Genomic DNA, 24858 nt, shown 5'->3' with positions numbered 1-24858 from the left:
CGATGTGCAGGAACTCAGAAAAACGTGCGCATTCGCGGCCCAGGGTTCAAAGCATGTACTGCGATCAGTCCATCACATCATGCGGGATGGACCATCGCCTCGCACCGCGCGTCATGCCGGATCTAGCGGCGACCAACCGCGCATCACGCGCGGCTGGTCACGCGGCGCATCAGCGCTTGCTCAGCGTCTGCACCGCTTCCACCAGCACGCCCACATGTTCCGGGTTCATGTCGGGCGACATGCCGTGGCCGAGGTTGAAGACATGGCCTTCGCGCGAGCCGCCGTTGCCCTGGGCGTAGCTGTCCAGGGTCTTGCCGACCTCGGCGCGGATCGCCTCGGGCGAGCCGTACAGGGTGGCCGGGTCCAGGTTGCCCTGGAGCGCGACGCGGCCGCCGGCGCGCTGGGCGGCGTCGGCTAGCGCGATGGTCCAGTCCACGCCCACCGCTTCGGCACCGCTGGCGGCCAGCTCGCTCACGTAAGCGCCGTTGCCCTTGCCGAACAACACCAGCGGGGTGCGTTCGGCGCCGTCGCCGCGTTCCAGCTCGCGCGCGATGCGGGTGAGGTAGGGCAGCGAGAATTCGCGGTACATCGCCGGCGACAACACGCCGCCCCAGGTGTCGAAGACCTGCAACGCCTGCGCACCGGCCGCACGTTGTGCCGACAGGTAGGCGATCACCGCATCGGTGACGGTGCCGAGCAGGTGATGCAGCACCTCCGGCGCGTTGAAGGCCATGGCCTTGATGCGCGCGTATTCCTTGCTGCCGCCACCTTCGATCATGTAGCAGGCCAGCGTCCACGGGCTGCCGGAGAAACCAATCAGCGGCACTGCGCCATCGAGCTCGCGGCGGATCAAACGCACCGCATCCATCACGTAACGCAGCTCGGTTTCCATGTCCGGCACGCCCAGCCGATGGATCGCGGCGGCATCGCGCACCGGGTGGCGGAACTTGGGGCCTTCGCCTTCGACGAAATACAGCTCCAGGCCCATCGCATCGGGAATGGTCAGGATGTCGGAGAACAGGATCGCCGCGTCCAGCGGAAAGCGTTGCAGCGGCTGCAGCGTCACTTCGCAGGCGATCTCGGGATTCTTGGCCATGCCGAGGAAGCTGCCGGCGCGCGCGCGGGTGGCGCGGTATTCCGGCAGATAGCGGCCGGCCTGGCGCATCAGCCACACGGGGGTGCGGTCCACGGGCTGACGGTTCAGGGCGCGCAGCAGGCGATCGTTCTTGAGCATGGGAGGTGTGTCCTCAGCGCGGCGCGTCGGCGCCGCCGGTGATGAGTTGGAAGCCGCGTTTGAGGTGGGTGTCGCGCGCCTTGTCGAAGGCCCGGTCCGCTTCGTCCTGCAGCAGGTATTGGTCGCGTCGCAACTGCGAGCGTCCACCGATCTCGCCGCTTTCACGCAGCAGCTCCCAGCCGCCGAACAAGTCCGGTTGCAGGGTCAGCTGGACGTAGCGGAGCGGCGCGTTGCCGCCAGGATCGTGTTGCAAGTGGATGCGCATGACGCCGATTGTAGCCGGGCGGTGCTGAAGGCTGGGAGCAGTGGGCGCGCCGGGTTGCTCCGCTTGCGAAGGGAGCGTCGGCAAGCAGGGATGACGTAGGAGCGCACCTGGGCGCGACGGGATTTACCGGCAAGCCCTGTCGCGCCCGGGGGCGCTCCTACGAATGCGCCGGAGACCGTGAGTGATGGCGTTGCTCAGCCCGCCAGGATCTCCAGCACTGCCGCCTCGTCGACGTCGGGTACCACCTCGGCCTTGCCGATGCCGCGCCACAAGACCAGCCGCAGGCGGCCGGCGATGTTCTTCTTGTCCAGCCGCATGCGCCCCAGCAGGGCCTGCGGCGACAGGCCGGGCGGAATGTCGGTGGGCAGGTCGAAGTCATGCAACAGCGCGCGCAGCGCTTCGGTGTCCTGCGCATCGCTCATGCCCAGCGCGGCCGACAGCCGCGCGGCCAGCACCATGCCCACCGCGACCGCTTCGCCATGGTTGAGGTTGTCGTTGCCGGGCGCGCCGTAGCCCTGTTCGGTCTCGATCGCATGGCCGAAGGTATGGCCCAGGTTGAGCAGGGCACGCTCGCCCTTTTCCAGCGGGTCGCGCGCCACGATGTCGGCCTTGTGCTCGCAGCTGCGCGCGATCGCCTGCGCCAGCGCGTCGGCATCGCCCTCCAGCAGCGCGCGGCGTTCGGCATGCAGCCATTGGAAGAACAGCGGGTCGCGGATGGCGCCGTACTTGATCACCTCGGCCAGCCCGGCGCGCAGCTCGCGCGCGGGCAGGGTGTGCAAGGTGTCGGTATCGGCGATCACTGCGCGTGGCGGATGGAACGCGCCGACCAGGTTCTTGCCCTGCGGGATGTCCACCGCGGTCTTGCCGCCAACCGAGGAATCCACCATCGCCAGCAGGCTGGTGGGCAGTTGCACGCAGTCCACCCCGCGCATCCAGCAGGCCGCCGCGAACCCGGCCAGATCGCCGACCACGCCGCCGCCGAGTGCGAACACGCAGGCGTCGCGGGTGGCGCCCAGTTCGGCCAATGCCGCGATCGCGGCGCCGAAATTGTCCAGCGTCTTGGAGGCTTCGCCGGCGGCGATCACCAGTTCGCCCAGTTGCAGGTCCGGGCGCGCCTGCAGCAGCGCCTTGCGCACGCCGGCGGCGTACTGCGGGGCCACCTGCGAGTCGCTGAGCAGCAGCACGTGGCGGCCGCGCACATGGCTAGCCAGGCGTGCGCCGTCGGCCAGCAGGCCGGGCGCAATGGTGATGGTGTACGGCTGCGCACCGTCGACATCGACGCTGCGCGAGGAACGGGGAAGTGTCATGCGGGGGTACTCGACATGCGCCATTGCGCGGCCAGGCGCAGCACCAGCTGCGCGGTGGCCTCGGCGGGGGAAAAGTGATCGGTTTCCAGGCTGAGGTCGGCGACCTCCTGGTACAGCGGGGTGCGTTGCGCGGCCATCGCATGCAGCACCTGCTCGCGGTCGGCGCGTTGCAACAGCGGCCGGTTGCGGTCGCGCGCCAGCCGGGTGAGCTGTGCCGGCACGCTGACGTGCAGGTACACCACGAAGCCGCGCGCGCGGATGCGCTGGCGGTTGAGCGGATCCAGCACCGCGCCACCGCCGGTGGAAATCAGCTTGTTGTCCTGCTCCAGCAGCGTCTGCAGGGTCTGGACCTCGTGCTGCCGGAACCGCGCTTCGCCGTGCTGCTCGAAAATGGCCGGGATGCTGCTGCCGACCTGCTCGACGATGGCCTGGTCCACATCGACGAACTCCAGCCCGAAGCGCTCGGCCAGACGGCGGCCGATGCAGCTTTTTCCGGCGCCCATCGGGCCGACCATCACGAGATTGGAAGCGGGGTTCATGCGCAGGGATCGTAGCATTCGGGCCCGCGCACCGGGCCGATCCGCATGGATTGAAACCATTCGTGCGCGGCAACCGTCGGCTGCACGCTGCAGCATCCACACCCACGCTGCGCGGACAACGGCCGCGGCGATAACTGATGATGCAGCGTCCGTACGCAACCCGTGGCGAATGCTTGGCAGCCAGTGTCAGTGACGCGAAGACGCCCCAATGCGCGCGACCTGCGTTTCAGGCATCAGCCGCAGGTCCTGGCAGCGGGCGCAGGCCTGTCGACCGCCGCGCATAGGCGAAGCAGGCCCGATGCGCCCACAATAGGCGTCAATCTTGCTGCCCTCGCACCGCCATGACCGATCTGTACGCAGAAGCCCTTGCCACCTTTACCGCGCTGTACGCCGAGGCGCAGGCCGGCGCCGAACTCGAAGCCAGCGCAATGACCGTGGCCACCGCCAACGTGGACGGCCGGCCGAGCGCGCGCACCGTGCTGCTCAAGGCCTTCGATGCGCGCGGGTTCGTGTTCTACACCCATCTGGACAGTGCGAAGGGCCGCGACCTGCAGACCCATCCGCAGGCCGCCCTGCTGTTCCTGTGGCGCAGCCTGCGCGAGGCCGGTATCCAGGTGCGCATCGAGGGCGGCGTGCAACTGGTCGGCGCGGAGGAATCGGATGCCTACTTCGCGTCGCGCCCGCGCATGAGCCAGATCGGCGCCTGGGCCTCGCTGCAGTCGCAGACGCTGGGCTCGCGCGAGGAGTTCGACGCGGCCATCGCCAAGGTCGAAGCCACCTTCGAAGGCCGTGAGGTGCCGCGCCCGGAGGGCTGGGGCGGGTTCCGGGTGGTGCCGCAGGCATTCGAGTTCTGGTACGGCGCCAAGTTCCGCCTGCACGAGCGCTGGCGTTACGAGGCCGATGCGGCCAGCCACTGGAGCAAGCGGATGCTGTATCCGTGAGCGCGCAGGCCGGCTGGCGGGTGCGCGCGGCGGTGGGCGCCGATGCGCAGGCCTTGCTGGCCCTGCACCTGGCCTTGTGGCCCGATGCCGACGATAGCGTCGCCGAGCTGCAGGCCGCGCTGGCGCAGGCAGACGCCAGCCACCTGCTGGTGGTGGACGACGCGGATGCGGCGCTGGGGTTTGCCGAGGTGTCGGTGCGCCACGACTACGTCAATGGCACCGAGAGCACGCCGGTGGGCTTTCTGGAAGGCTGGTATGTGAGTCCGGCCTGGCGCGGCCGCGGGCTCGGTCGCGCGCTGGTGGCCGCGGCAGTGGAGTGGACGCGGGAGCAGGGCTGCGCGGAGCTGGCCTCCGATGCGCGGCTGGACGACAGCGGCGCCCAGGCAGCGCATGCGGCATGCGGCTTCGAGCCAACTGAACGGGTGGTCTACTACCGCCTGCAGCTGGCCTGACCGGCTGACTTCCGGCCCTTTCTGCCGGTCGCGGACAGTCTGTAGTATGTCCGCCCATTGCACGGCTGCTGCTGCATCACCGCAGCGGCATCTGCATCACCACCGCTGCATGACCAAAGGACAGGACATCGTATGACGCAGTACACCACTGTCGAATTGCACGGCCTGCTGGCCGAGCGCTACCGCGACCAGTCGATCGAGGTCGAACTGATCGACGGGCTGGAGCCGGCCATCAACCTCACCCTGGCCGACCATGGCGACATGCAGATCCAGGTCGCCGCCTCCGGCTCGCAGGTGTTCGTTTCCACGCTGCTGGCCAATGCCGACCAGGTCAGCGACCGCGCGGCGTTCAACGACGCCTGCATGCGGCTCAACCCGCTCAATCCCTTGTCCAACCTGGGCCTGGTGCAGGTCGACGGCCAGGATAGCTATGTGGTCTTTGGCGAACTGTCGGCGTCGTCCACGCTCGACCAGATCGACGAGGAAATCCAGACCCTGGCGGCCAATACGCTGGATGCCGCCGAATCTCTCAAGCCGTTCTTTTCCTAAAGGCGTGTTGTCATGAGTATCTTTTCAAAGCTGATCACGCTGCTGCGTGGCACTGCACACGAAACCGGCCAGAAGGCGGTCGACGCCAACGCGCTGCGCATCCTGGACCAGGAAATGCGCGATGCCGGCGCCCAGCTCACGCGCTCGCGCGAGGAGCTGACCAAGCTGATGGCGCAGAGCAAGCTCGCCCAGCAGAAGATCGATGCGCGCGCCGGCAAGATGGCCGAATACACGCGTTATATCGAAGGTGCGCTGGCCAAGAACGACGAGGCACTGGCGCATGACGTGGCGGTCAAGCTGGCGGCGCTGGAAAGCGAGGACGCCGGCGACAAGGCTTCCAAGAGCTCGCTGGACCAGTCGGTGGTGACGCTCAAGGCCACCATCCAGAAGACCGAGAACCAGCTGCGCGGCATGCGCCAGCAGATCGATACGGTCAAGGCGACCGACGCGGTGCAGAAGGCGCAGGCGGCGATTGCCGCGCGCCATTCCGGTGCCAGCAGCAAGATGGGCTCGGCACTGGAATCGCTGGAGCGGATCAAGGCGCGTCAGGCCGAAACCTCTGCACGCATCGAATCGGCCGAAGAGCTGGAGGCAGCCAGCGGCGACGGCGATCTGAACCGGCGTCTGGCTGCGGCCGGCCTGATGGAAGGCGAGTCCAACGCCGCCGCAGTGCTGGCACGCTTCAAGAAGCCGGCCCAGCTCGGCCACGACACCGTCGGCGGCAGCGCGCCGCTGATCGGCCAGGTGCGCGACGTGCAGCAGGTTCCGCGCAGCGACAGCTGATCCGCCGCACGGCACAGGACGCGCCATGATCATCGTCGGAAAGCTGTTGCGGGTATTGCGGCGCCACGTGCGCCGCGTCAGCTGGGGCATGGTGGCGCTGGCATTGCTGGCGCACATGGCGCTGAGCTGGGTGTTGCTGCTGCTGGCCGGCGAGCACAAGCTCGTTGGCCTGGACGCGTTTCCGTACTACTACATGACCACCGCCACCACCATCGGCTACGGCGACCTGTCGCCGGGTTCGGTGGCCGGGCGCTACATCGCCGCGTTCGTGCTGATGCCGGGCGCGGTGGCGCTGTTCGCCACGGTGCTGGCCAAGACCAGCGGCGTGCTCATCACCTTCTGGAGGCGCCACCACATGGGCAAGATGGCTTACGCCGATCTGCGCGGGCACACCATCCTGATCGGCTGGCAGGGCGCCGCGTCCACACGCTTGCTGGAACTGTTGCTGTCCGACACCGCCACCGACGACGAAGGCGTGGTGTTGATTGCCGAGGGCGTGGCCGAGAACCCGATGCCCGACCATATGCGCTTCATCGCCGCCGAGTCCTACACGCATACCGAGGTGTACCTGCGTGCCGGCATCGCTGGCGCGGCGCGGGTGATCGTCAACCCGCCCTCGGACGACCAGACCCTGGCGGCGGTGTTCGCGCTGATGGCGCATGCGCCGCGTGCGCACGTCGTGGCGCACTTCGACTCGGGCAGCGCCGCGCGGCTGGTCAATTGCCACTATCCGGCGATCGAATGCACGCGGCCGATGACCGCCGAGATCCTGGCCCGCGCGGCGCAGGATCCGGGCAGCGCGGCGATCACGGCCGAACTGCTGTCGGTGGACGATGGCCCGACCCAGTTCAGCCTGGCGGTTCCTGCCGATGTCGACCCGCTGGATTACCGCGGGCTGGCCGCCGATTTCGGCCAGCGCGGCGCCCTGTTGCTGGGCCTGCGCGCGCCCGATGGCGCGCTGCGCTTGAACCCGCCCGCACACACCGCTGTCCCGGCCGGTGCCATGCTGTATTACCTGGCCGAACAGCGCGTGCCCGTGTCTGCCATCGCCTGGCAGGCCCTGCGCGCTGCCGCCGTGTCCCGTTCCCCATCGCCACAAGGTGCATGACGATGAGTTTTTTCAGCAAGTTGTTCGGTCAACCACAGCCGCCGCCGTTGCCCACCTCCGGCACCGGCGCCATCGGTCACGCGCTGCCGCTGGGCTTGCGCGTAGGTGGGCAGCTGGAGATCGATACCACGTTGTACCGCATGGCACCGGAAGCCATGACCGCCGAGCTGCCGGGCGGGCATCAAGGCATTCCGTGCTACGGCCACGTCAATCTGGGCGATGGCTATGCCCTGCATCGTTTCTATCTGGACGACGACGCGTTCCTGCAGGTCACCACGGTTGGCGGCGATCTGGAGGCGATGAAGGCCTTCGTGTATTGCGAGACGGTCAATCCGCCCAGCAAGCAGGCGTTTCAGGAGTTCGTGATGCAGCATCCGCATCTGGGTGCGGCGCAGATCGAGTACGCCGGCAAGCGCTGGCAACGCGCCACGCAGTCCACCGACGGTGCCGCGCGCATCCCGCCGATTGCCTACGACGAAGTGCTGTACCGCTATCAGCCGCCGCGCCGCGATGGCGATCTGACCCACTACGCCATGCTCTACAGCCGCGATGTGCCGGAGCTGCAGCGCGAGGAATTCCTGCTGGTCACCGGCGAGGATTCCGGCCCCAACGAATTCTGCGTCACCTATGCGGTCGGCATCGATGTCACCGTCGCCGATCTGGATATCACCTGAGCGTGCGCGCTCGTCCTCCACTTACCCTGGTCCTGTCATGAACCCGATCAACCTGCAGAGTTTTCTTGCGTTTCTTTCCTACTTCGGCACCGGCCTAGGCGTGTTGATCGTGGCGGTGGTACTGGTGACCCTGGTCACCCCACACAAGGATTTCACCCTGCTGCGGCAGGGCAACGTGGCTGCGGCCACCGCCTTGGCCGGCAATCTGATCGGTGTGGCATTGCCGCTGCATTCGGCCATCACCCATTCGGTGAGCCTGGTCGATGCGCTGATCTGGGGCGCGGTCGCCTGCGGCATCCAGATCGTGGCGTATCTGCTGGCCAACCTGGTGGCCGGGCGCATCTCGCGGCAGATCACCGACAACGTCACCGCCGCCGGCATCTTTTCGGCCGGCGTGTCGATCGCGGTCGGGCTGATCAATGCCGCGGCGATCACGCCGTAACGGAGCGCAGGCATGAAGCGATCACGCAATCTCAAACTCACCCTGATGGCCGCATTGCCGGCCGCCCTCGTCACCGGCTGCGGCTCCGAACCGGAAACCGGCGTGGTACTGCAGTCGGCCTCCGACTGCTACCAGATCAAGCAGGAACAGACCGACATCCAGCAGTGCCTCAAGGCCTACGACGAGGCGGTGACCAAGCACCAGCAGGCCGCGCCGCGCTTCAATACGCGCTACGAGTGCGACGAGCAGTTCGGCAGTTGCACGGCGGTGCAGACGGCGCAGGGCCAGCAGAGCTGGATCCCGCCGATGGGCGGGTTCCTGCTGGGCTACGCGTTGGGCAACATGACCGGTGGTGGCGGCTACCGCTATGGCGGCTCGATTCCGCTGTACCGCGATTACCGCAGCGGTGGGTACTACAAGCCCAACGGCGATCTGGCCAGCAACCGCGTCGGCACCGTCCGCGGGCGCAGTGGCGCCATCGACATGCCGTCGCGGGCGATCACCGTGTCGCGTTCGGGTTTCGGCTCCAGTGCGGCGGCGCGTAGTTCGTTCGGCAGCGGCGGGCGCAGCTCCGGATTCGGCGGCTGACATGCAACGGATCGCAATTGCCGAGCGCCCGGACTGGCGCGAGCAGGCCGAGTCGCTCGGCTTCCATTTCCACACCATCGACGGCGAGCGCTATTGGGACGAAAGCGCGTACTACGCGTTTACGCTGCAGCAGATCGAAGACGACATCGAGGCGCCCACGCAGGAACTGCACGACATGGCGATGCAGTTGGTGGACGAGGTGGTGGGCTCGGAACAGCTGATGACGCAGCTGGCGATCCCGCCGTTCTACTGGGACTGGATCGCCACCTCGTGGAAGAACCGCGACCCGCATCTGTACGGCCGCATGGACCTGGCCTATGCCGGCAACGGCCCGGCCAAGCTGTATGAGCTCAACTACGACACGCCGACCTCGCTGTACGAATCGGCGTATTTCCAGTGGCTGTGGCTGGAACAGCAGATCGCCGCCGGTGCGCTGCCCAAGGGCACCGATCAGTACAACCTGATCCAGGACCTGCTGTGCGAAACCCTGGGCGCGCTGGCGGTGGATGGCGCGATCGGTGCGCAGATGCATTTCTCCGCGGTGCGCGATTCGCTGGAAGACCGCGCCACGGTGCGCTACCTGCGCGACTGCGCGCATCAGGTGGGCATCAGCACCGAGGAAGTGGCCATCGAAGACATCGGCCTCAGCGCCGATGGCTGGTTTACCGATGAGCAGGACCGGGTGATCCATACCCTGTTCAAGCTCTACCCGCTGGAATTCATGATGGAAGAGCGCTTCGGCCCGGCGTTGTGCGCCAACCGCGTGCGCCTGATCGAGCCGGCGTGGAAATCGGTGCTGAGCAACAAGGGCATCCTGCCGCTGTTGTGGGAGCGGCATCAGGGCCATCCCAACCTGCTGCCGGCGCGCTTTGCGCAAACCGGCGAAGCACCGACGGCAGGCTGGGTACGCAAGCCGCTGCTGTCGCGCGAGGGTGCCAATATTTCCCTGGTCAGTGCACAGGGCGACGCTGCGCAGACCGATGGCCCGTATGTGGACGGGCCGGCGATCCTGCAGGCGCATCATCCATTGCCGGTGTTCGATGGCCGGCACGCGCTGGTCGGCAGTTGGGTGGTGGCCGATCGTCCGGCCGGGCTGGGCATGCGCGACGACGATGGCCCGATCACCCGCGACACCTCGCGCTTCGTGCCGCATGTGATCGTGAACTGATGCAGCAGTGGGTGAGGCAGTGCCGCTGCGACGCGGCGCTGCCGTGTGGCGCGATCTCCCTTGCATGTGGTCGTGAGTAAGGCGCTGCTTCCGCATGGCCGGCTTGTACACAACGGCCGCGCTGCATGAGGCAGCTGTCGTCCCGTATCGCCTGACACACGCTGCAGTGGCGCGCAAGCCCTGCGCTGCCTGCCGCGCAGCGCAGGTTTTCCACACCCCCTGTGGATGGAACTTGCACAAGGCTGTGGACAAGTGGGTGCAGGCCCCGGCCTGCAACGCTGTCAAGATGGGTGGCGAAAAAATGACCAGCGGCTCGTAGATGCATTTTTCCGGTCCGGATCGCAGCGATCTCGACAGGATCGGCAAAGTCGGTTGCGCTATCGGCGATGAGATGTGCCGGGTTTGCGTCATGCCACCGCGACGTGCCGAGCAGGCGGATCCAGCAAGTCGTGCAGGCCGTACGCGCGCTGCATGCGATGCGGGCGATACACATCGACTGAGCGCGACACGTCAGCCTCGCGATCAGTGTTCTCTTCCTTCGATACACCGCGCACACCGCTCACCCATTACACCCGCCGCGCCACCAACAGGCCCGCCACCGCCAGCAGCCATGCCAGGGCGAACACGCTCAGGTAGGCGGCCGCAGTCGCCGAGGCTAGCAGCGCGGCGAACAAGGCGCCGGCCAGCGCCAGCATGCCGGCCACCGCAATCGCCTCGCTCAACTGCAGCGCCGAACTGTTGGCGCCTTGCTGCGCCGGCGGCGACAGCGACAACGTCAACACCGACAGGCTCGGATACAGCAGGCCCATGCCCAGGCCGGTCAGCGCCCAGCCTGCAATGGCCACCGGCACCGGGATGACCGGCCACACCGCCCCCGCGCTGATCACGATGCCCAGCGACATGAAGCACGCACCGGTCTTGAGCAGGCGTGGGCGCGACCAGCCGGCGCGGCTATGGCCCTGGTACCAGGAGCCACTGAACCAGCCCAGTGCGCCGACGCTCAGCGCCACGCCGGCCAGCAGTGGCGACAGGCCGCGCTCGCGTGACAGCAGCAACGGCAGGAACGCCTCGAAGCCGAAGAAGGCCGCCGCCGCGATGCCGCGCAGCGCGATCACGCTGGGCAGCCCGCGCGCAAGCCGCAGCGTGCCGGCAGGCAACAGCTGCCAGGCGCAGCACACGGTAAGCAGCAATGCCGGCAGCATCGCTAGCAACGCGCTGGTGCCGTGCAGCTGCCCGCCCAGATACACGCCGAGCACGCCCAAGGCCGCACCCACCGCCCAGCGCAACGCGGAATCCGACGCGCCGGCTGTATCGCTGGACCAGGTGCGCCCGCGGATCGCCGGCCACAGCATCAGCCCGGCCGGTATCGCCAGCAGCGGCACCGACAGGAACACCCAGCGCCAGCCGACGTGCTGCACGATCAATCCGCTGATGCCCGGCCCGATCAACGAAGGCACCACCCAGCCGGCCGAGAACGCGGCAAACACGCGGGGCCGCAGGGCTTCCGGATACAGGCGGCCGACGATCACGTACAGCGCCACCGAATACGCGCCGGCCCCCAGGCCTTGCAGCAGGCGGCCGGCAATCAGTACCGGCATGCTCGGCGCCAGCCCTGCCACCAGCAGGCCGATTACGAAACACAGCAGGCCGTAGGCCAGCGCCCCGCCGGGGCCACGTCGGTCGCTCCAGCGCCCGGCGGCGGTCATCCCGACCACGCTGGTCGCCAGGGTGCCGCCGAACGCCAGCGCATACAGCGGCAAGCCATTCAATTCGCGCGCGACGGTCGGCATGGCGGCGGCCACCGCCAGCGATTCGAAGGCATTGAGCGATACCAGTGCCACCATGCCCAGCGTTGCGGCGCGATACGGAGCGGCCAGGATGGAGCTGGGTCGGGTGTCGCCGGGTGAGCTGGCGGGCAGGGCGGTATCGGCGGGCATCGAGCATCCAGAGACTGAAGTGTGTAGAGCCATGACCATGGGGCTTGCACCGGTCATGGCCGCGCAGCATCCTGCCTCAACCAAGGTTGAGGTCAAGGCAATGCAGCGTGAGTTGTCCGTGGGCGAAGTGGCCAAGCGCAGTGGCGTGGCGGTGTCGGCTTTGCATTTTTACGAGCGCAAGGGCCTGATCCGCAGCCTGCGCACTGCCGGAAATCAACGCCGCTATGCGCGCGACGTGCTGCGGCGCATAGCCGTGATTCGCGTGGCGCAACGGCTCGGCGTGCCGTTGCAGCAGGTGCTGGATGCGTTCTCGGTGCTGCCGGACCAACGCACGCCCACGCGTGCGGAATGGGCACGCATGTCGGCACGTTGGCGCGGGCAACTGGATGCGCGCATCGCCGAGCTGCAGGCCTTGCGCGACCAGCTCACCGACTGCATCGGTTGCGGCTGTCTGTCGCTGCGCCGCTGCCGGTTGAGCAATCCGGGCGATACGCTGGCCGAGGGTGGGGATGGCGCGTTGCGCTTGTCGCGGCTTGCTGCCGATTGAGGTGGCAAGCGCGGGCTGTGCCGCCGCCGGGGCAGGGATGGTGTGATCGGCATCTGCAGCTCGCGCGCGGGCCGCGGCTGCTGCGCCCCGGGCAGCCTGTCACCGTCGAGAAGTTCGATGCCGCAACCGGGACCAATGGCAGTGCCGTGCCGGGCGAAGGCGACCGTAGGATGGGGTCCCCCCACCGCCGCAGGACTTCACGCATGTTCCCCACCTTGCGCCGTTCGCTCGCCGTTGCGCTGTCGCTGGCATGCATCACCTCGTCCGCGCACGCCGCGCCCGCCACCAGCGCCGCCGCGCCGGCAAGCGCTTTCGATCCGCTGGCCTTGTTCGCACCGCTGCAACTGCCCGATGCACCCAATGCCTACCGCAGCGGCAGCGGTGTCCCCGGCCCGCTGTTCTGGCAGAATCGTGCCGATTACACCCTCAATGCCAGCATCGACCCGGCGACCCACACGCTCACCGGCGAGGCGGCGATCCACTACACCAACCGTAGCCCGGACACGCTGGACGTGCTGTGGCTGCAGCTGGACCAGAACATCTACCGCGCCGATGCGCGCGCTGCCTCCAGCCGGCCGTCGCGCCGCACCCAGTTCACCGACGGCATGCAGATCGCCAGTGTCGAGATCGACGATGGCGGGCATCGCCAGCCTGCGCATTTCGTCGTCGACGACACCCGCATGCGGGTGGACCTGCCGCAGCCGTTGGCGGGGCAGGGCAAGGCGCTGACCGTGCATGTCCGCTACCGCTACACGATTCCGGGCACCTGGGGCGGGCGCACCGCGGTCAGTGCCAGCAAGCAGGGCGAGATCTACGAGATTGCCCAGTGGTATCCGCGCATGGCCGTCTACGACGATCTACGCGGCTGGGACACGCAGCCGTATCTGGGCTCGGAGTTCTATCTGGAGTACGGCGACTTCGACTATGCGGTGACCGTGCCGGAGGGCTTCCTGGTCGCTGGTTCCGGCGCGCTGACCAATCCGGCCGAGGTGCTCAGCCGCAGCGAGCAGCAACGCCTGCAACAGGCGCGCAGCAGCGATCGCACGGTGCTGATCCGCACGGCCGAGGAAGTGAGCGCGCGTGCTGCCAAACCGGCGGGAAACGCCACGCGCACCTGGCGCTTCCATATGGACAACACCCGCGATGTGGCGTTTGCCGCCTCGCCTGCGTTCGTATGGGATGCCGCGCGCATCAAGCTGCCAGGCGGCAAGCAGTCGCTGGCGATGTCGGTGTATCCGTTGGAGGGCGTGGGCGCGGACAAGTGGAACCGCTCCACCGAATACGTCAAGGGCGCGATCGAACATTTCTCGCAGTGGTACCCGTATCCGTGGCCGGCCGCGATCAACCTGGGCGGGTACGGTGCGGGCATGGAATATCCGGGCATCGTCTTCGACGGCTTCGAAGACAGCGGCAAGGAGCTGTTCTGGATCACCGCGCACGAGATCGGACACACCTGGTTCCCGATGATCGTCGGCTCCAACGAGCGCCGCCACGCGTTCATGGACGAAGGTTTCAACACCTTCATCGACGTCTATGCATCCGATGCCTTCAACAAGGGCGAGTACGCGCCCAAGCGCGATTCGGAATATGCGCCCAAGGGCGGCAACCCGGTCGACGAAATCCTGCCGCTGCTGGCCGATGCCGGTGCGCCGACATTGATGGACAACGCCGATTCCACCAGCGAGACCTACCGGCATTCGCTGACCTATTTCAAGGGCGCGTTGGGGCTGGTGTTGTTGCGCGAGCAGATCCTGGGGCCGGAGCGCTTCGATCCGGCCTTTCGCAAGTACATCGCGACCTGGGCCTACAAGCACCCGACGCCGTCGGATTTCTTCCGGCTGATGGAAAGCGAGAGTGGCGAGAATCTGGCCTGGTGGTGGCGCGGCTGGTATCTCAACAACTGGCAGCTGGATATGGGCATTAGCGAGGCCCATTACGTCGATCACGATCCTGCCAAGGGCCTGCAACTCACGTTGCGCAGCAGCCAGAAACTGGTGATGCCGGTCACCGTGCGGGTGGACCTGGCCGACGGCAGCCATCTGGACCGCCGCGTGCCGGTGGAAACCTGGCTGCAGAACACCGCGCCCAAGCTGACGCTGCCGACCACGCAGAAAGTGCTGCATGTGACACTGGATCCGGACCATGTGTTGCCCGATGCCCAGCGTGGCGACAATCAGGTCAATACGATCGGCTAGCGGCTGTCGATGCAGGCATCTGCGCTGCAATGGCGTAGATGCTGCGGGCCTTCAGTACACGCGACTTACCGTCACCAACGGCGCAATCGATTGCAGAGATTGCGCCGTTTTTCGTTGCGCCGTGCAGTCCGATGTCGAAGACAGACGCGCAACGGTGTGCTCGCATCGGCGTCAACTGCCACGTGGATGCGCCGCTCAGCACGTGGCCACTGAGTGCTGCCGCGTTGCGATCCTCGCGATGCCTTGCGCATCTGCTCCATGTGATGTTCTCGCTGCTACGCGATGACGCGCGACTGCGCCACTGCAACGCGTTTGCAGAGGTCACAAGCTGGTAACGCTTACAGCCACGCTGCGCCTGCATTCATGCTGCGGACTCAAGCGCACGCGGTGTTTTGTGCCTGCGTGTGGCCTGGTGTGTTTGCTGCAACGCACGGTGACAAGCCCAGGCACGCATGACTAGGCTGCGCCGCGTGTTAGCGCTATCAGGTTTTGCATCGCCTGCTGACACGGGGTTGAGTGCAGAGGCGCGCGGCAGTGCACGTCTTGCAGGCGTACTGGTTGGGAAGGCAGTGGCAGGTGCTGTACAGGTCGAGCAGCAGGCCGCGTCCGTCAGGGGCGTGGCGCGCGCACGGCTGGCATCAGGGGGATGCGCCGGCAGTCGAGGCGGCGGATCAGAGCAAGTGCTGTGCAGGGATGTATGTCGCGTGCCGTCTAGGCACGTGGCCAGGCAAGCGCCGCGTCGCATTCCGCGACCACGGCCGTGGGTGTTGGACTCCAGACCCGAGGATAGATCGATGCGTCGTACGTTGAGCAAGTTCAAGTCGAAGGCCATGTTTACCTTCGTCGGTGGCATCCTGGTGATCAACCCCGCCTTTGCGCAGGACGTTGCCGCGCAGCAGGTGCCGCCACCGCAGTCCGGCGCACAAACCGCCACCACCTTGGATGCGGTCAATGTCACGGGCATCCGCAGCAGCCTGGATCAGTCGATGGGCATCAAGCGCGATGCTGCCGGCGTGGTGGATGCGATCAGCGCCGAAGACATCGGCAAATTTCCCGATACCAATCTGGCCGAGTCGCTGCAACGCATCACCGGTATCTCGATCGAGCGCCGCGATGGCGAAGGCGCGCAGGTCACCGCGCGCGGCTTCGGCCCGCAGTTCAATACCGTCACCCTCAACGGCCGCCTGATTCCCGGTGCCGATGCGTTCGGCGCGCCGGGCCAGACTCCGATCGGTGGCGTGGATGTGGGCACGCGCGCGTTCAACTTCGCCCAGCTCGCCTCCGAAGCCATCACCGGCATCGAGGTGTTCAAGACCAGCCGTGCCACCGCGCCCAGCGGCGGCATCGGCGCCACCATCAACATCCAGACCGACAAGCCGTTCAATCACGAAGGCGTGGTGGCCAATGCCGGCGCCAAGATGGTGTCGGATCGTTCGCAGCCGTTCGGCGATTCGCTCACTCCTGAAGTCTCCGGCATCTTCAGCTATACCAATCCCGACAAGACCTTCGGCATCGGCCTGAGCGGCAGTTACCAGAAGCGCCACGGCGGCTCGGTGCAGGCCACCGAAAACACCTGGAACATCCAGCGCTGGACCGGTACCGACCCGGCCCTGCGCCCGGGTGCGGTGGTGACCAACGCGCCGGCGATCGGCCAGCTGTACGGCATGCCCAACGATCTGCGCTATGCCTTTGCCGACTTCCAGCGCGAGCGCACCAATGGCCAGGCGGTGATGCAGTTCGCGCCCAGCGACAGCCTGACCCTGACGCTGGATTACACCTATTCGTCCAACGAGATCCGCGAAGAGCGTGGCGAGCAGGGCATCTGGCTGCAGCGCGCCAACAGCTTCACCGATCTGACCTTCGATACCGGCCAGGCGGTGGCCACCCCGGTGTATCTGCGCGACGTGCCCAACGGCGCCAAGGACTTCGGCATGGAGCAGCAGCGCAACGAGCAGAAGTACACGCTCGGCTCGCTCGGCTTCAATGCCGACTGGCAGGTGAGCGACCGCTTCCAGCTGTCCTTCGATGCGCACAATTCCAAGACCAAGAGCCTGCCCAACGACCCGGTCACCGGCGGCAGCGCCACGTACTTCAGCTTCGCCGGCACCAACAACTGCAGCAACGGCCCGTCCTGCGGCGGTCAATGGGGGCAGGAGCTGCGCTTCAACAATGGCCTGCCGATTGGCGCACGCACCTGGTATCCCACCGCGGCCGATTCCCTGGCCGGCACCAACGGCGTGCTCAACCCGGACTTCACCCCCGCCGAGCTTGGCTCGCAGGTCCTGCGCATCTTCTATCAATCGCAGGTCACCGAGATCAAGGAAGGCCGCATGGACGGCACCTTCGATTTCGAGGACGGGCGCTTCCAGTTCGGCGTGAGTACCGCCAATACCACCATGAACCGGCTCACCAGCGACACCAATTCCACGCTGGGCGACTGGGGCGTGGCCAACGCCGGCAACGAGCCCGGCATGCAGGCGCTGCTGCGGCCGGTGAGCATCACCGGCATGTTCAAGGACTTCAACGCCAATGGCGCCGCGCCCAATGCATGGCGCGGCGATGCCGATCAGCTGGCGCTGTGGGGTGGCAGCCAGTACGGCGCCACCACCCGCTACAACCCGCAATACAGCGCCGACAACCAGGTCGAAGAGAAGACCCGCGCCGCCTACGTGCAGCTGGAACTGAAAGGCGACATCTCCGGCATGACCACCAATACGCGGCTGGGTCTGCGCTACGAGCGCACCGATGTGGAATCAACCTCGCAGGTGGCCACGCCCACGGCGTTGTTGTGGCAGGCCAACAACGACTTCCAGCTGTTGCGCTCCACCGAGCAGCAGCCCTTCAGCGAGAAGACCAGCTACAACTACATCCTGCCCAATCTGGACTTCAGCATCGACATCTCCGATCAGTTGAAGGGGCGCGCCTCGTTCGGCCAGACCATCGCACGCGCGCCCTACAACAACCTGATCGCCGGCCCGACGCCGAATACGCCCAATGGCTCGATCCTGATCAATCCGTCCAACCGTGCCGGCGGCAGCTCGCAGAACCCGCAACTGGACCCGCTGGAATCGGACAACCTCGATCTGGCGCTGGAGTGGTACTTCGCCGATGCCAGCTACGTGTCGGCCACGTTCTGGAACAAGCGCGTCAGCAACTTCATCGGCAACACGGTCTTGCGCGAATCCCTGTACGGGTTGAGCGATCCCACCTCCGGCCCGGACGCGCAGGCCGCGCTGGCGTTCCTGCAGAGCGGCGCCTGCGCGGCGCAGGTGGGCGCCTCCGGCAACGACGTCGCGGCGGCGTGCTCGGCCAACGACACCTCGCTGTTTGCGGCGATGGCGCTGCTGCGCAATGCCGCGGCCACCGGCGGGCTGGCCGCCTATAACGGCAGCTCCGCGCAGAGCCTGGCACTGGAGAACGCCTACGACATCGTCGGCAATGCCTCCGATCCGCTGTATCAGTTCGACGTGTCGCGCCCGGTCAACCAGAACAAGGCCAACATCCACGGCTGGGAATTGGGCGGGCAGTACTTCTTCGACAGTACTGGCTTCGGCATCTATGCCAACTACACCATCGTCGAAGGCGATGTGGGCTTCGACAACACGGTGATCGATCGCGACCAGTTCGCGCTGCTTGGCCTCAGCGACACTGCCAACGTGATGCTGATGTACGAAAAATACGGCTGGAGCGCGCGCCTGGCCTGGAACTGGCGCGACGAGTATCTGATCGCCGCCAACCAGGACAATGCCAACCGCAATCCGTACTACGTCGAGGCGTATCAGCAGTGGGACCTGAGCGTCAGCTACAGCTTCAGTAAGCAACTTTCCGTTGGCTTTGAGGCGATCAACCTCACCGGCGAAGACGTGCGTTGGCATGGGCGTTCGGACAAGCAGATCATCCGCCTAATCGACCAGCAGCCACGCTACACGCTGGGTGTGCGTTACGCGTTCTGACCCACCGGCTGCGCTCACTTCCCTCCCGGTGAGCGCAGCCGGTGCCTGGTGTGGCAGATGCCGATGTGCAGGCTGGTGCGGGCACGTGGTGCGCTTCTTTTGAAGGCAGCCGGGCAATCGTTCGCTGACTGCGCGGAGTGGCCGGGTCGCGTTGTCAGCCTGCGTGGCCTGGTCCGGCGACCGCAACTGCAGGCTCGAGCTCGATGCCGCGACGCATTCGTGGATGCAGCCGGCACGCGTTGCGGCTGCTTGCAAGCAAACGCCCGCCTGCTGATGGCCGCTATGGCAGCGCAGCAACGCCGAGTGCCGTAGGCTTGTTCCCATGCTGCTGTGCCGCTTGCCGGCCTGTCGCTTTTTGGCAATGCTCGCCAACAGCGGGCGCGCCACCTGGCCGCGCGATCGACGCATTCCACGCAATGCGGTACTCCGTGGCGGAGCACCGTTGGAGTTTCAGATGACGCGATACGCAGTGCTCAACAATGTGGCGCATCACGATCTGCGCGTCGTGCTGCGCTTTGGCGCCGAGTTCGGCGATGCGCTGGGCCTGGTGCCGGCGTTCGTCACCGAATACGCCGAGCTGCAGCGCGAGTACCCGCTGTTCTTTCGCAAGGATCCGGCCACCGGCGGCTACCAGTCGGTGGCGCTGCTGGGCTTTGCACAGGACGAGAATCTGTTCCTGCAGGACGGCCGTTGGACTGCCAGCTATCTGCCCGGCATCGTCGCCAAGGGGCCGTTTCTGATCGGCTTCCAGGAGCAGCGTATCGATGGCGCCTTGGTGCAGGAGCCGGTGATCCATGTCGATCTCGAGCACCCACGCATCAGCCGTCACGAAGGCGAGGCGGTATTTCTGCCGCAGGGCGGCCATAGCCCGTACCTGGAGCACATCATCGGTGTGTTGCGCGGCATCCGTGACGGTGTGGATGCCGGCCAGGCGATGGCGGCCGCGCTGGATGCGTTGGGGCTGATCCAGCCGGTGCAGCTGGATGTCACGCTGGATGCCACCCACGCCACCAAGCTGGAAGGCCTGTTCGCCATCGACCGCGAGCGGCTTGCCGCACTCGATGCGTCCTCGTTGCAGCAACTGCATCGGGCCGGCTATCTGGAGGCTGCATTCCTGATGCTTGCTTCGCTGCACAACGTGCGTCGGCTGATGGCCGAGAAGCAGCGCCGCCTGCAGCAGGCGCACAGTGCGTCTGCGACTGCTGCGTTCGCCTGAGCGCATGACGACCGGCGCAGCCTTCTCCTCCCTTGCGGCCGTCGCCGAGCGCAGCGATTGCCACCCCGACGCGCTGCCGCTTGCCGCGCTGTGCGACGCCGCCGAGCCGGTGGTGCTGCGTGGCGTCGTACGCGACTGGTCGCTGGTGCAGGCCGGGCTGCACAGCCCCGAGGAGGCGATGGCGCTGCTGCGCACGCATGACAGTGGACGCCCCCTGCAGTATTCCCGCGGCGGCCCGGAGATCGCCGGCCGGCCGTTCTATACCGACGATTGCAGTGCGCTGAATTTCGAGGTGCAGCGCGGCAGCTTGAGCAGCTTGCTGGAAGCCGTCGTGACGCATCGCGACGACCCGCAGCCGCCTACCTATTACCTGGCGTCGTTGCCTATTGACGACAATCTCCCGGGCTTGCGCGCAGGCAACGATCTGGATTTCGCCGCCAGCGGCATCGCGGTGCAGCCAAGTATCTGGATCGGCAATCGCGTCACTGCTTCCTGCCATTACGATGCGCCCAACAACCTGGCCTGCTGCGCGGTGGGGCAACGTCGCTTCACGCTGTTTCCGCCCGAGCAGGTGGCCAACCTGTATCCCGGCCCGCTGGATCCCACACCGGGTGGGCAGGTGGTGAGCATGGTGGATATCGCCAATCCGGATCTGCTGCGGTATCCACGCTTCGCCCAGGCGCTGGCCCAGGCACGCACCGCCGTGCTGGAGCCGGGCGATGCAGTGTTCATTCCCGGCATGTGGTGGCATCACGTGCAATCGCTGCAGCCATTCAACGTGCTGGTCAACTACTGGTGGAGCAGCGTGCCCGCGCATCTGCCGGCGCCGATGCCCGCGCTGTATCACGCGCTGTGGGCCATCCGCGACCGCCCGGCAGCGGAGAAGGAGGCCTGGCGCGCCCTGTTCGACTACTACGTGTTCGGCCCTGCCGAGCGCGCGGGCGAGCACCTGCCCGAGCAGGCACGGCATGCACTGGGCCCGATCGACCCCACGCTGGCGCGACAGCTGCGCGCGCTGTTGCTCGGCAGGCTCAACCGCTGATGCGCGCGATCGGCTTCCAGGCCACTGGCGCGACAACTGCGCAGCGACCGGGCGGGCAGGACCGATGTGCGGTATTGGCAGGTGCCACGCGCGCGCTCCGCTCCCTGCGGGCCACCCGCGTTGTCCAGACGATCGATCAAGACCTCACCCCGGATCCATCACCCAGGAGCGCGCAGTGAGCCAGGCCCCGATTCGCAAGGTCGTCATCGCCGGCGGCGGCACCGCTGGCTGGATCGCCGCCTGCGCACTGTCGCATCAATTCCGCGAGCTGCTGGAGATCACCCTGGTCGAGTCCGAGCAGATCGGTACCGTGGGCGTGGGCGAATCCACGGTGCCGCCGATCCGCAGCTTCCATCGCTTCCTGCAGATCGACGAGCAGGAGTTCCTGCGCGCGGTGGCCGGCACCTTCAAGTTGTCGATCTCCTTCGAGCATTGGCGCCGCCAGGGCGAGCGCTATATCCATCCGTTCGGCATCACCGGGCAAAGCACGCTGGTGTGTGCCTTCCACCATCTCTGGCTGGAGAGCCAGCGCCGCGGCATGCCGGGCAGCTTTGGTGATTACTGCCTGGAAACCGTGGCTTCGCGCGTCGATCGTTTCGCCTTGCTGCGCGAGCCTGCGGTCAACTACGCCTATCACCTGGATGCGGCGCTGTATGCCAGGTTCCTGCGCACGCGCAGCGAAGCCTGTGGCGTCAGGCGTATCGAGGGCAGGATCCAGCAGGTGACATTGCAGCCGGACAGTGGCGATGTGGCCAGCCTGCTGCTGGAAGACGGGCAGGTGCTCGAGGGCGACCTGTTCATCGATTGCAGCGGTTTTCGTGGCCTGCTGATCGAGCAGGCGCTGCATACCGGTTACGAGGACTGGAGCCACTGGTTGCCGTGCGATCGCGCCGTTGCGGTGCAGACCGAGGCGCTTGGCCCGCCGGTGCCGTACACCCGCGCCATCGCGCACGAAGCCGGGTGGCGCTGGCATATCCCGCTGCAGCATCGCGTTGGGAATGGTCTGGTGTTTTCCAGCAAGCACCTGTCCGACGACGAGGCGCATGCCAAGTTGCTGCGCGATGTGGCCGCGCCTGCGCTGAAAGACCCCTGGCTGGTGCCGTTCCGCACCGGCCGCCGCCTCAAGGCCTGGAACAAGAACGTGGTGTCGCTGGGCCTGGCCAGCGGGTTTATCGAGCCGCTGGAATCCACCAGCATCCATCTCACCATCGCCGCCGTGGTGCGCCTGATCAGCTTGTTCCCGGCGGATGGCATTGCGCCCTCGCAGGTGGAGCTGTTCAACGACATCAGCCGCGCCGAAATGGAACACGTGCGCGACTTCATCATCCTGCACTACCACGCCACCCAGCGCGAGGAACCGCTATGGCGGCAGTGCCGCGCGATGGAGTTGCCCGAATCGCTGGCGCTGCGCCTGCGCGCCTGGCGCGAACGCGCACATGCCTGGCAAGCGGCCGATGAACTGTTCCGCGTCGACTCCTGGACCCATGTGCTGATGGGGCAGGGCATCCTGCCCGAACAGCATCATCCGCTGGCGCGCGCGCTGTCCGATCGCGACCTGCGTCGCCTGCTGGACGGCATCGCCCAGCCGATCCGGCACGCGGTGGAGCAGATGCCGTCGCAGCAGGCGTTTATCGACGCGTATTGCAAGGCGGGGGCGGGCGTGTGGGGCCTGCGCAGTCCGGTGGTGACGTAGAGCGGCTGGCAACGCTGGGGCGCCGCCGGCAGGCAGGCGCAGCCGCTGCCCACAACCGGCACGGCGCCAGCACGTCCTGGCCCGGCTCGGCAACGCGATACGGGACGGGCGGCATGCTCCGTGCAGTCGGCAAGGCAGGCCGGTACGGGCAGTCGGCACGGGCCAGACCAATGTAGGAGCGCGCTTGCGCGTGATTCGATTGAGCGTCACCGGGAACGCTTCGTCGCGCCCTTCGGCTCCGGTTCCGAGCGCGCCGTCCACGCGCACCTGACGACTGCTTACTACGTGTTAGCCGCTCTTGGACACACGGACCAGAGATGCAGTATCGCCTGCTGTGTCGTGCCCGCTCTGCACGATGCCTGGTGATTGCGTGCCGCTCGATAGCGGTTGGCGATATCACCGCCGGATACGGGTCGAATGCGCTGATGACAGTGCGCAGCTGGATCCATCGCTACAGTGCCCAACTGCTTCGCTACAAGCGCATCAGATCCTTGCCGACCACAATCGGCCCGGCATAGTGCTTGCGCGCGCCCTCGCTCCACATCGCATCGGTGATCGTCGGGTCGCCGCCAGGCACGAAGTGATTGAGCACCAGCATCCTTGCGTTGGCCGCTGAAGCGATTCTGCCGACTTCCTCGCTGGTGGAATGGCTCTTGAGCAGATGGTCGAGCAAGGTCGGTGCGTTGTCGTTGGTCTTGAGCATCTTTTCCAGCGCGGGCAGATACATCACCTCGTGCACCAGGATGTCGGTGTCCCTGGCGAATTCGGCCAGTGCAGGCAGGTAACGCGTATCGCCGGAGAACACCACCGTGCGGTCGCGCGCGGCGAAGCGGTAGGCGAATGCCGGCTTGAGCGTGTAGTGATCCACCAGCGTGGCGGTGACGGTGACCTGGTCGTTCTGCAGCACCGTGCCGGGCTGGTCGAACTCGTGCACATGGATCAGCTGCTTGAACGGCGGGCGGCCTTCTTCGCGGATGCGCGCATCGATGTCGATGGCATTCATCTCGACGAACGCATCCACCATCCTGGCGATACCGGGCGGGCCGTACAAATGCACCGGCGTCTGCAGCCCGCTGGCCCACGCCAGCCACACCACGTTGAGCAGGTCGGCGTTGTGGTCGGAGTGGTGATGGGTCAGGAAGATATCGCGCAGCGCAGGCAGGCGGATGCCGGCCTTGGCCAGTTGCTGTGCAACGCCATTGCCGCAGTCGATCAGGTAGGGCTGCCCGGCGATGACCAGCGCATTGGCGGCCGCGGCGCGCAGCGGTGATGGCGTGGGGCCGCCCTTGGTGCCGAGCAGCACCAGCACGCTGCTGTTGGCCGGGAAGGGCGCCGGTGACGCCGGGTCTGACGGCGCAGGGTCTTCCTTCGGTGCGCGCCGCAGTGCGGCACCGAGCTGGCTCGTCACGCTCAGCGTGGCCGCTGCCAGCGCGATGCGCAGCACTTGGCGACGGGAAGGGCGTGGCGAAGCGGCAGACATGACGGCTCCTGTCGAAGCGGGGGGAGAGGATGTGCCAGGCGGGGCGTGGCACTGCGCCAGACTATCGTGGGGCTGCCGGGTTTGCGACTGCGTCACGTAAACCTCGGCACTGGCATGCCCGCGCCCGATGCAGGAGAGCTGCACCTGCGATGCACGCGGTGCGTGCACTGCGCGATCCGATGGCCCGCCCCGAATCGGCTACGCCGACCCATCCGTTGCCTTCCAACGGCGGGTTTGCATCGATTGCCTTCAGAGTTCCCGTGCGATGAACGCGTTCAACGCAGGCGAACGATAAAACGCCATGCATTGCGCGAAGATCCTGTTGAACGGGCCACGGCGGGCTTCGTCCTTCATCGGCACTTCGGCGCGATGGAAGTCTGCCGTCTGCTCGGCCACGAAGCGATGCAGGCGGTCGGTGGCACCGGTCTTGGCATTGTCGAGCGCGTAGGTCGTCAGTAGATACGAGCGATCGCGCAGCTGGTCTGAGGTGTATTTGCCGCTACGCTCATAGTTGTTGTCCAGGCACAGCTGCAGCGCGTAGGCCTTGACGTCGTCGCGATTGGCGGGTTTGCCGGCTGCATGGGCGGTGACCTGTAGCGACAAGGCCAGGAGTGCAGCTACGGCGATGACACAAGAAGTGCGTTGAACGGGCATGCCGATCCAGGTGAAGGACGAGCTGCCAAGTCTGCATCATCCGGGCACTGCAGATGAAGTGCATGACGACTTACGCGCGTGACCGATGGGG

The 24858-nt window shown here is 66.6% G+C and carries 22 protein-coding genes; 15 read left to right on the top strand and 7 right to left on the bottom strand.

All coding sequences use genetic code 11. The features are described from left to right. Positions 1-169: 169 nt before the first annotated feature. From hemE to AC1PLA_RS15050, 4 genes are all read right to left on the bottom strand, one after another. The gene (gene hemE, locus AC1PLA_RS15065; RefSeq protein ID WP_016904368.1) at positions 170-1234 is read right to left on the bottom strand and encodes a uroporphyrinogen decarboxylase; all 1065 of its coding nucleotides are present in this window, start codon (positions 1232-1234) and stop codon (positions 170-172) included. Between the two features lie 13 nt (positions 1235-1247). Continuing rightward, complete coding sequence (locus tag AC1PLA_RS15060) at positions 1248-1499, bottom strand: WGR domain-containing protein (protein WP_006449079.1); 252 nt, start codon at positions 1497-1499, stop codon at positions 1248-1250. Between the two features lie 194 nt (positions 1500-1693). Beyond that, on the bottom strand, positions 1694-2806 hold the full coding sequence (gene aroB / locus AC1PLA_RS15055; protein ID WP_039813451.1) for a 3-dehydroquinate synthase: 1113 nt from the start codon (positions 2804-2806) through the stop codon (positions 1694-1696). Continuing rightward, positions 2803-3345, bottom strand: coding sequence for a shikimate kinase (locus tag AC1PLA_RS15050; protein WP_047124792.1), 543 nt, complete (start codon positions 3343-3345; stop codon positions 2803-2805). The genes aroB and AC1PLA_RS15050 overlap by 4 nt, the downstream gene beginning before the upstream one ends. A gap of 341 nt (positions 3346-3686) precedes the next feature. On the opposite strand from AC1PLA_RS15050, the gene pdxH reads away from it, so the two are divergent. From pdxH to AC1PLA_RS15005, 9 genes are all read left to right on the top strand, one after another. Then, positions 3687-4286: a pyridoxamine 5'-phosphate oxidase gene (gene pdxH / locus AC1PLA_RS15045; protein ID WP_016904371.1), complete on the top strand. Its 600-nt coding sequence runs from the start codon at positions 3687-3689 to the stop codon at positions 4284-4286. Next, positions 4283-4738: an aminoglycoside 6'-N-acetyltransferase gene (aac(6'), locus tag AC1PLA_RS15040; RefSeq protein WP_481104846.1), complete on the top strand. Its 456-nt coding sequence runs from the start codon at positions 4283-4285 to the stop codon at positions 4736-4738. Before pdxH ends, aac(6') begins: the two co-directional genes overlap by 4 nt. Positions 4739-4870: 132 nt before the next feature. Then, positions 4871-5287, top strand: coding sequence for a YjfI family protein (locus AC1PLA_RS15035; RefSeq protein ID WP_104569693.1), 417 nt, complete (start codon positions 4871-4873; stop codon positions 5285-5287). A gap of 12 nt (positions 5288-5299) precedes the next feature. Continuing rightward, positions 5300-6070, top strand: a complete 771-nt coding sequence (locus tag AC1PLA_RS15030; RefSeq protein WP_229009282.1) for a PspA/IM30 family protein — start codon at positions 5300-5302, stop codon at positions 6068-6070. A gap of 25 nt (positions 6071-6095) precedes the next feature. Next, positions 6096-7178 carry a potassium channel family protein gene (locus AC1PLA_RS15025; RefSeq protein WP_127159731.1) on the top strand — a complete coding sequence of 361 codons (1083 nt, stop codon included), beginning with the start codon at positions 6096-6098 and terminating at the stop codon, positions 7176-7178. Continuing rightward, positions 7175-7852, top strand: a complete 678-nt coding sequence (locus tag AC1PLA_RS15020; RefSeq protein WP_039519725.1) for a YjfK family protein — start codon at positions 7175-7177, stop codon at positions 7850-7852. The genes AC1PLA_RS15025 and AC1PLA_RS15020 overlap by 4 nt, the downstream gene beginning before the upstream one ends. A 37-nt stretch (positions 7853-7889) precedes the next feature. Further along, complete coding sequence (locus tag AC1PLA_RS15015) at positions 7890-8294, top strand: DUF350 domain-containing protein (RefSeq protein WP_047126964.1); 405 nt, start codon at positions 7890-7892, stop codon at positions 8292-8294. 12 nt (positions 8295-8306) lie between these two features. After that, complete coding sequence (locus tag AC1PLA_RS15010; RefSeq protein ID WP_104553909.1) at positions 8307-8882, top strand: DUF1190 domain-containing protein; 576 nt, start codon at positions 8307-8309, stop codon at positions 8880-8882. Between the two features lies 1 nt (position 8883). Continuing rightward, entirely contained in the window at positions 8884-10050 is a 1167-nt protein-coding gene (locus AC1PLA_RS15005; RefSeq protein ID WP_039526127.1) for a glutathionylspermidine synthase family protein, read from the top strand. Between the two features lie 566 nt (positions 10051-10616). Here the strand turns inward: AC1PLA_RS15005 and AC1PLA_RS15000 are convergent. Then, positions 10617-11987: an MFS transporter gene (locus AC1PLA_RS15000; RefSeq protein ID WP_481104845.1), complete on the bottom strand. Its 1371-nt coding sequence runs from the start codon at positions 11985-11987 to the stop codon at positions 10617-10619. Between the two features lie 100 nt (positions 11988-12087). Between AC1PLA_RS15000 and soxR the strand changes: the two genes are divergently transcribed. From soxR to AC1PLA_RS14970, 6 genes are all read left to right on the top strand, one after another. Beyond that, positions 12088-12534: a redox-sensitive transcriptional activator SoxR gene (gene soxR / locus AC1PLA_RS14995; RefSeq protein WP_054591491.1), complete on the top strand. Its 447-nt coding sequence runs from the start codon at positions 12088-12090 to the stop codon at positions 12532-12534. Between the two features lie 203 nt (positions 12535-12737). Then, entirely contained in the window at positions 12738-14729 is a 1992-nt protein-coding gene (locus tag AC1PLA_RS14990; protein WP_481104844.1) for a M1 family metallopeptidase, read from the top strand. A 794-nt stretch (positions 14730-15523) separates the two neighbouring features. After that, positions 15524-18682, top strand: coding sequence for a TonB-dependent receptor (locus AC1PLA_RS14985; RefSeq protein WP_481104843.1), 3159 nt, complete (start codon positions 15524-15526; stop codon positions 18680-18682). A gap of 454 nt (positions 18683-19136) precedes the next feature. Then, positions 19137-19898 carry a SapC family protein gene (locus tag AC1PLA_RS14980; RefSeq protein ID WP_167763903.1) on the top strand — a complete coding sequence of 254 codons (762 nt, stop codon included), beginning with the start codon at positions 19137-19139 and terminating at the stop codon, positions 19896-19898. A 4-nt stretch (positions 19899-19902) separates the two neighbouring features. Beyond that, positions 19903-20940 (top strand): cupin-like domain-containing protein, encoded by a 1038-nt coding sequence (locus tag AC1PLA_RS14975; RefSeq protein WP_104594504.1) that lies wholly within the window; start codon positions 19903-19905, stop codon positions 20938-20940. 175 nt (positions 20941-21115) lie between these two features. Continuing rightward, entirely contained in the window at positions 21116-22633 is a 1518-nt protein-coding gene (locus AC1PLA_RS14970; RefSeq protein ID WP_211914108.1) for a tryptophan halogenase family protein, read from the top strand. Positions 22634-23105: 472 nt separating this feature from the next. Here AC1PLA_RS14970 and AC1PLA_RS14965 read toward each other — a convergent pair whose 3' ends face one another. Then, positions 23106-24113 (bottom strand): MBL fold metallo-hydrolase, encoded by a 1008-nt coding sequence (locus tag AC1PLA_RS14965; protein ID WP_211914107.1) that lies wholly within the window; start codon positions 24111-24113, stop codon positions 23106-23108. A 249-nt stretch (positions 24114-24362) separates the two neighbouring features. Next, positions 24363-24767 (bottom strand): hypothetical protein, encoded by a 405-nt coding sequence (locus AC1PLA_RS14960; RefSeq protein ID WP_166768856.1) that lies wholly within the window; start codon positions 24765-24767, stop codon positions 24363-24365. Positions 24768-24858 lie beyond the last annotated feature (91 nt).

This window comes from Xanthomonas sp. NCPPB 1826, from assembly GCF_056725285.1.
This window is presented reverse-complemented; position numbering and strand designations above follow the sequence as displayed.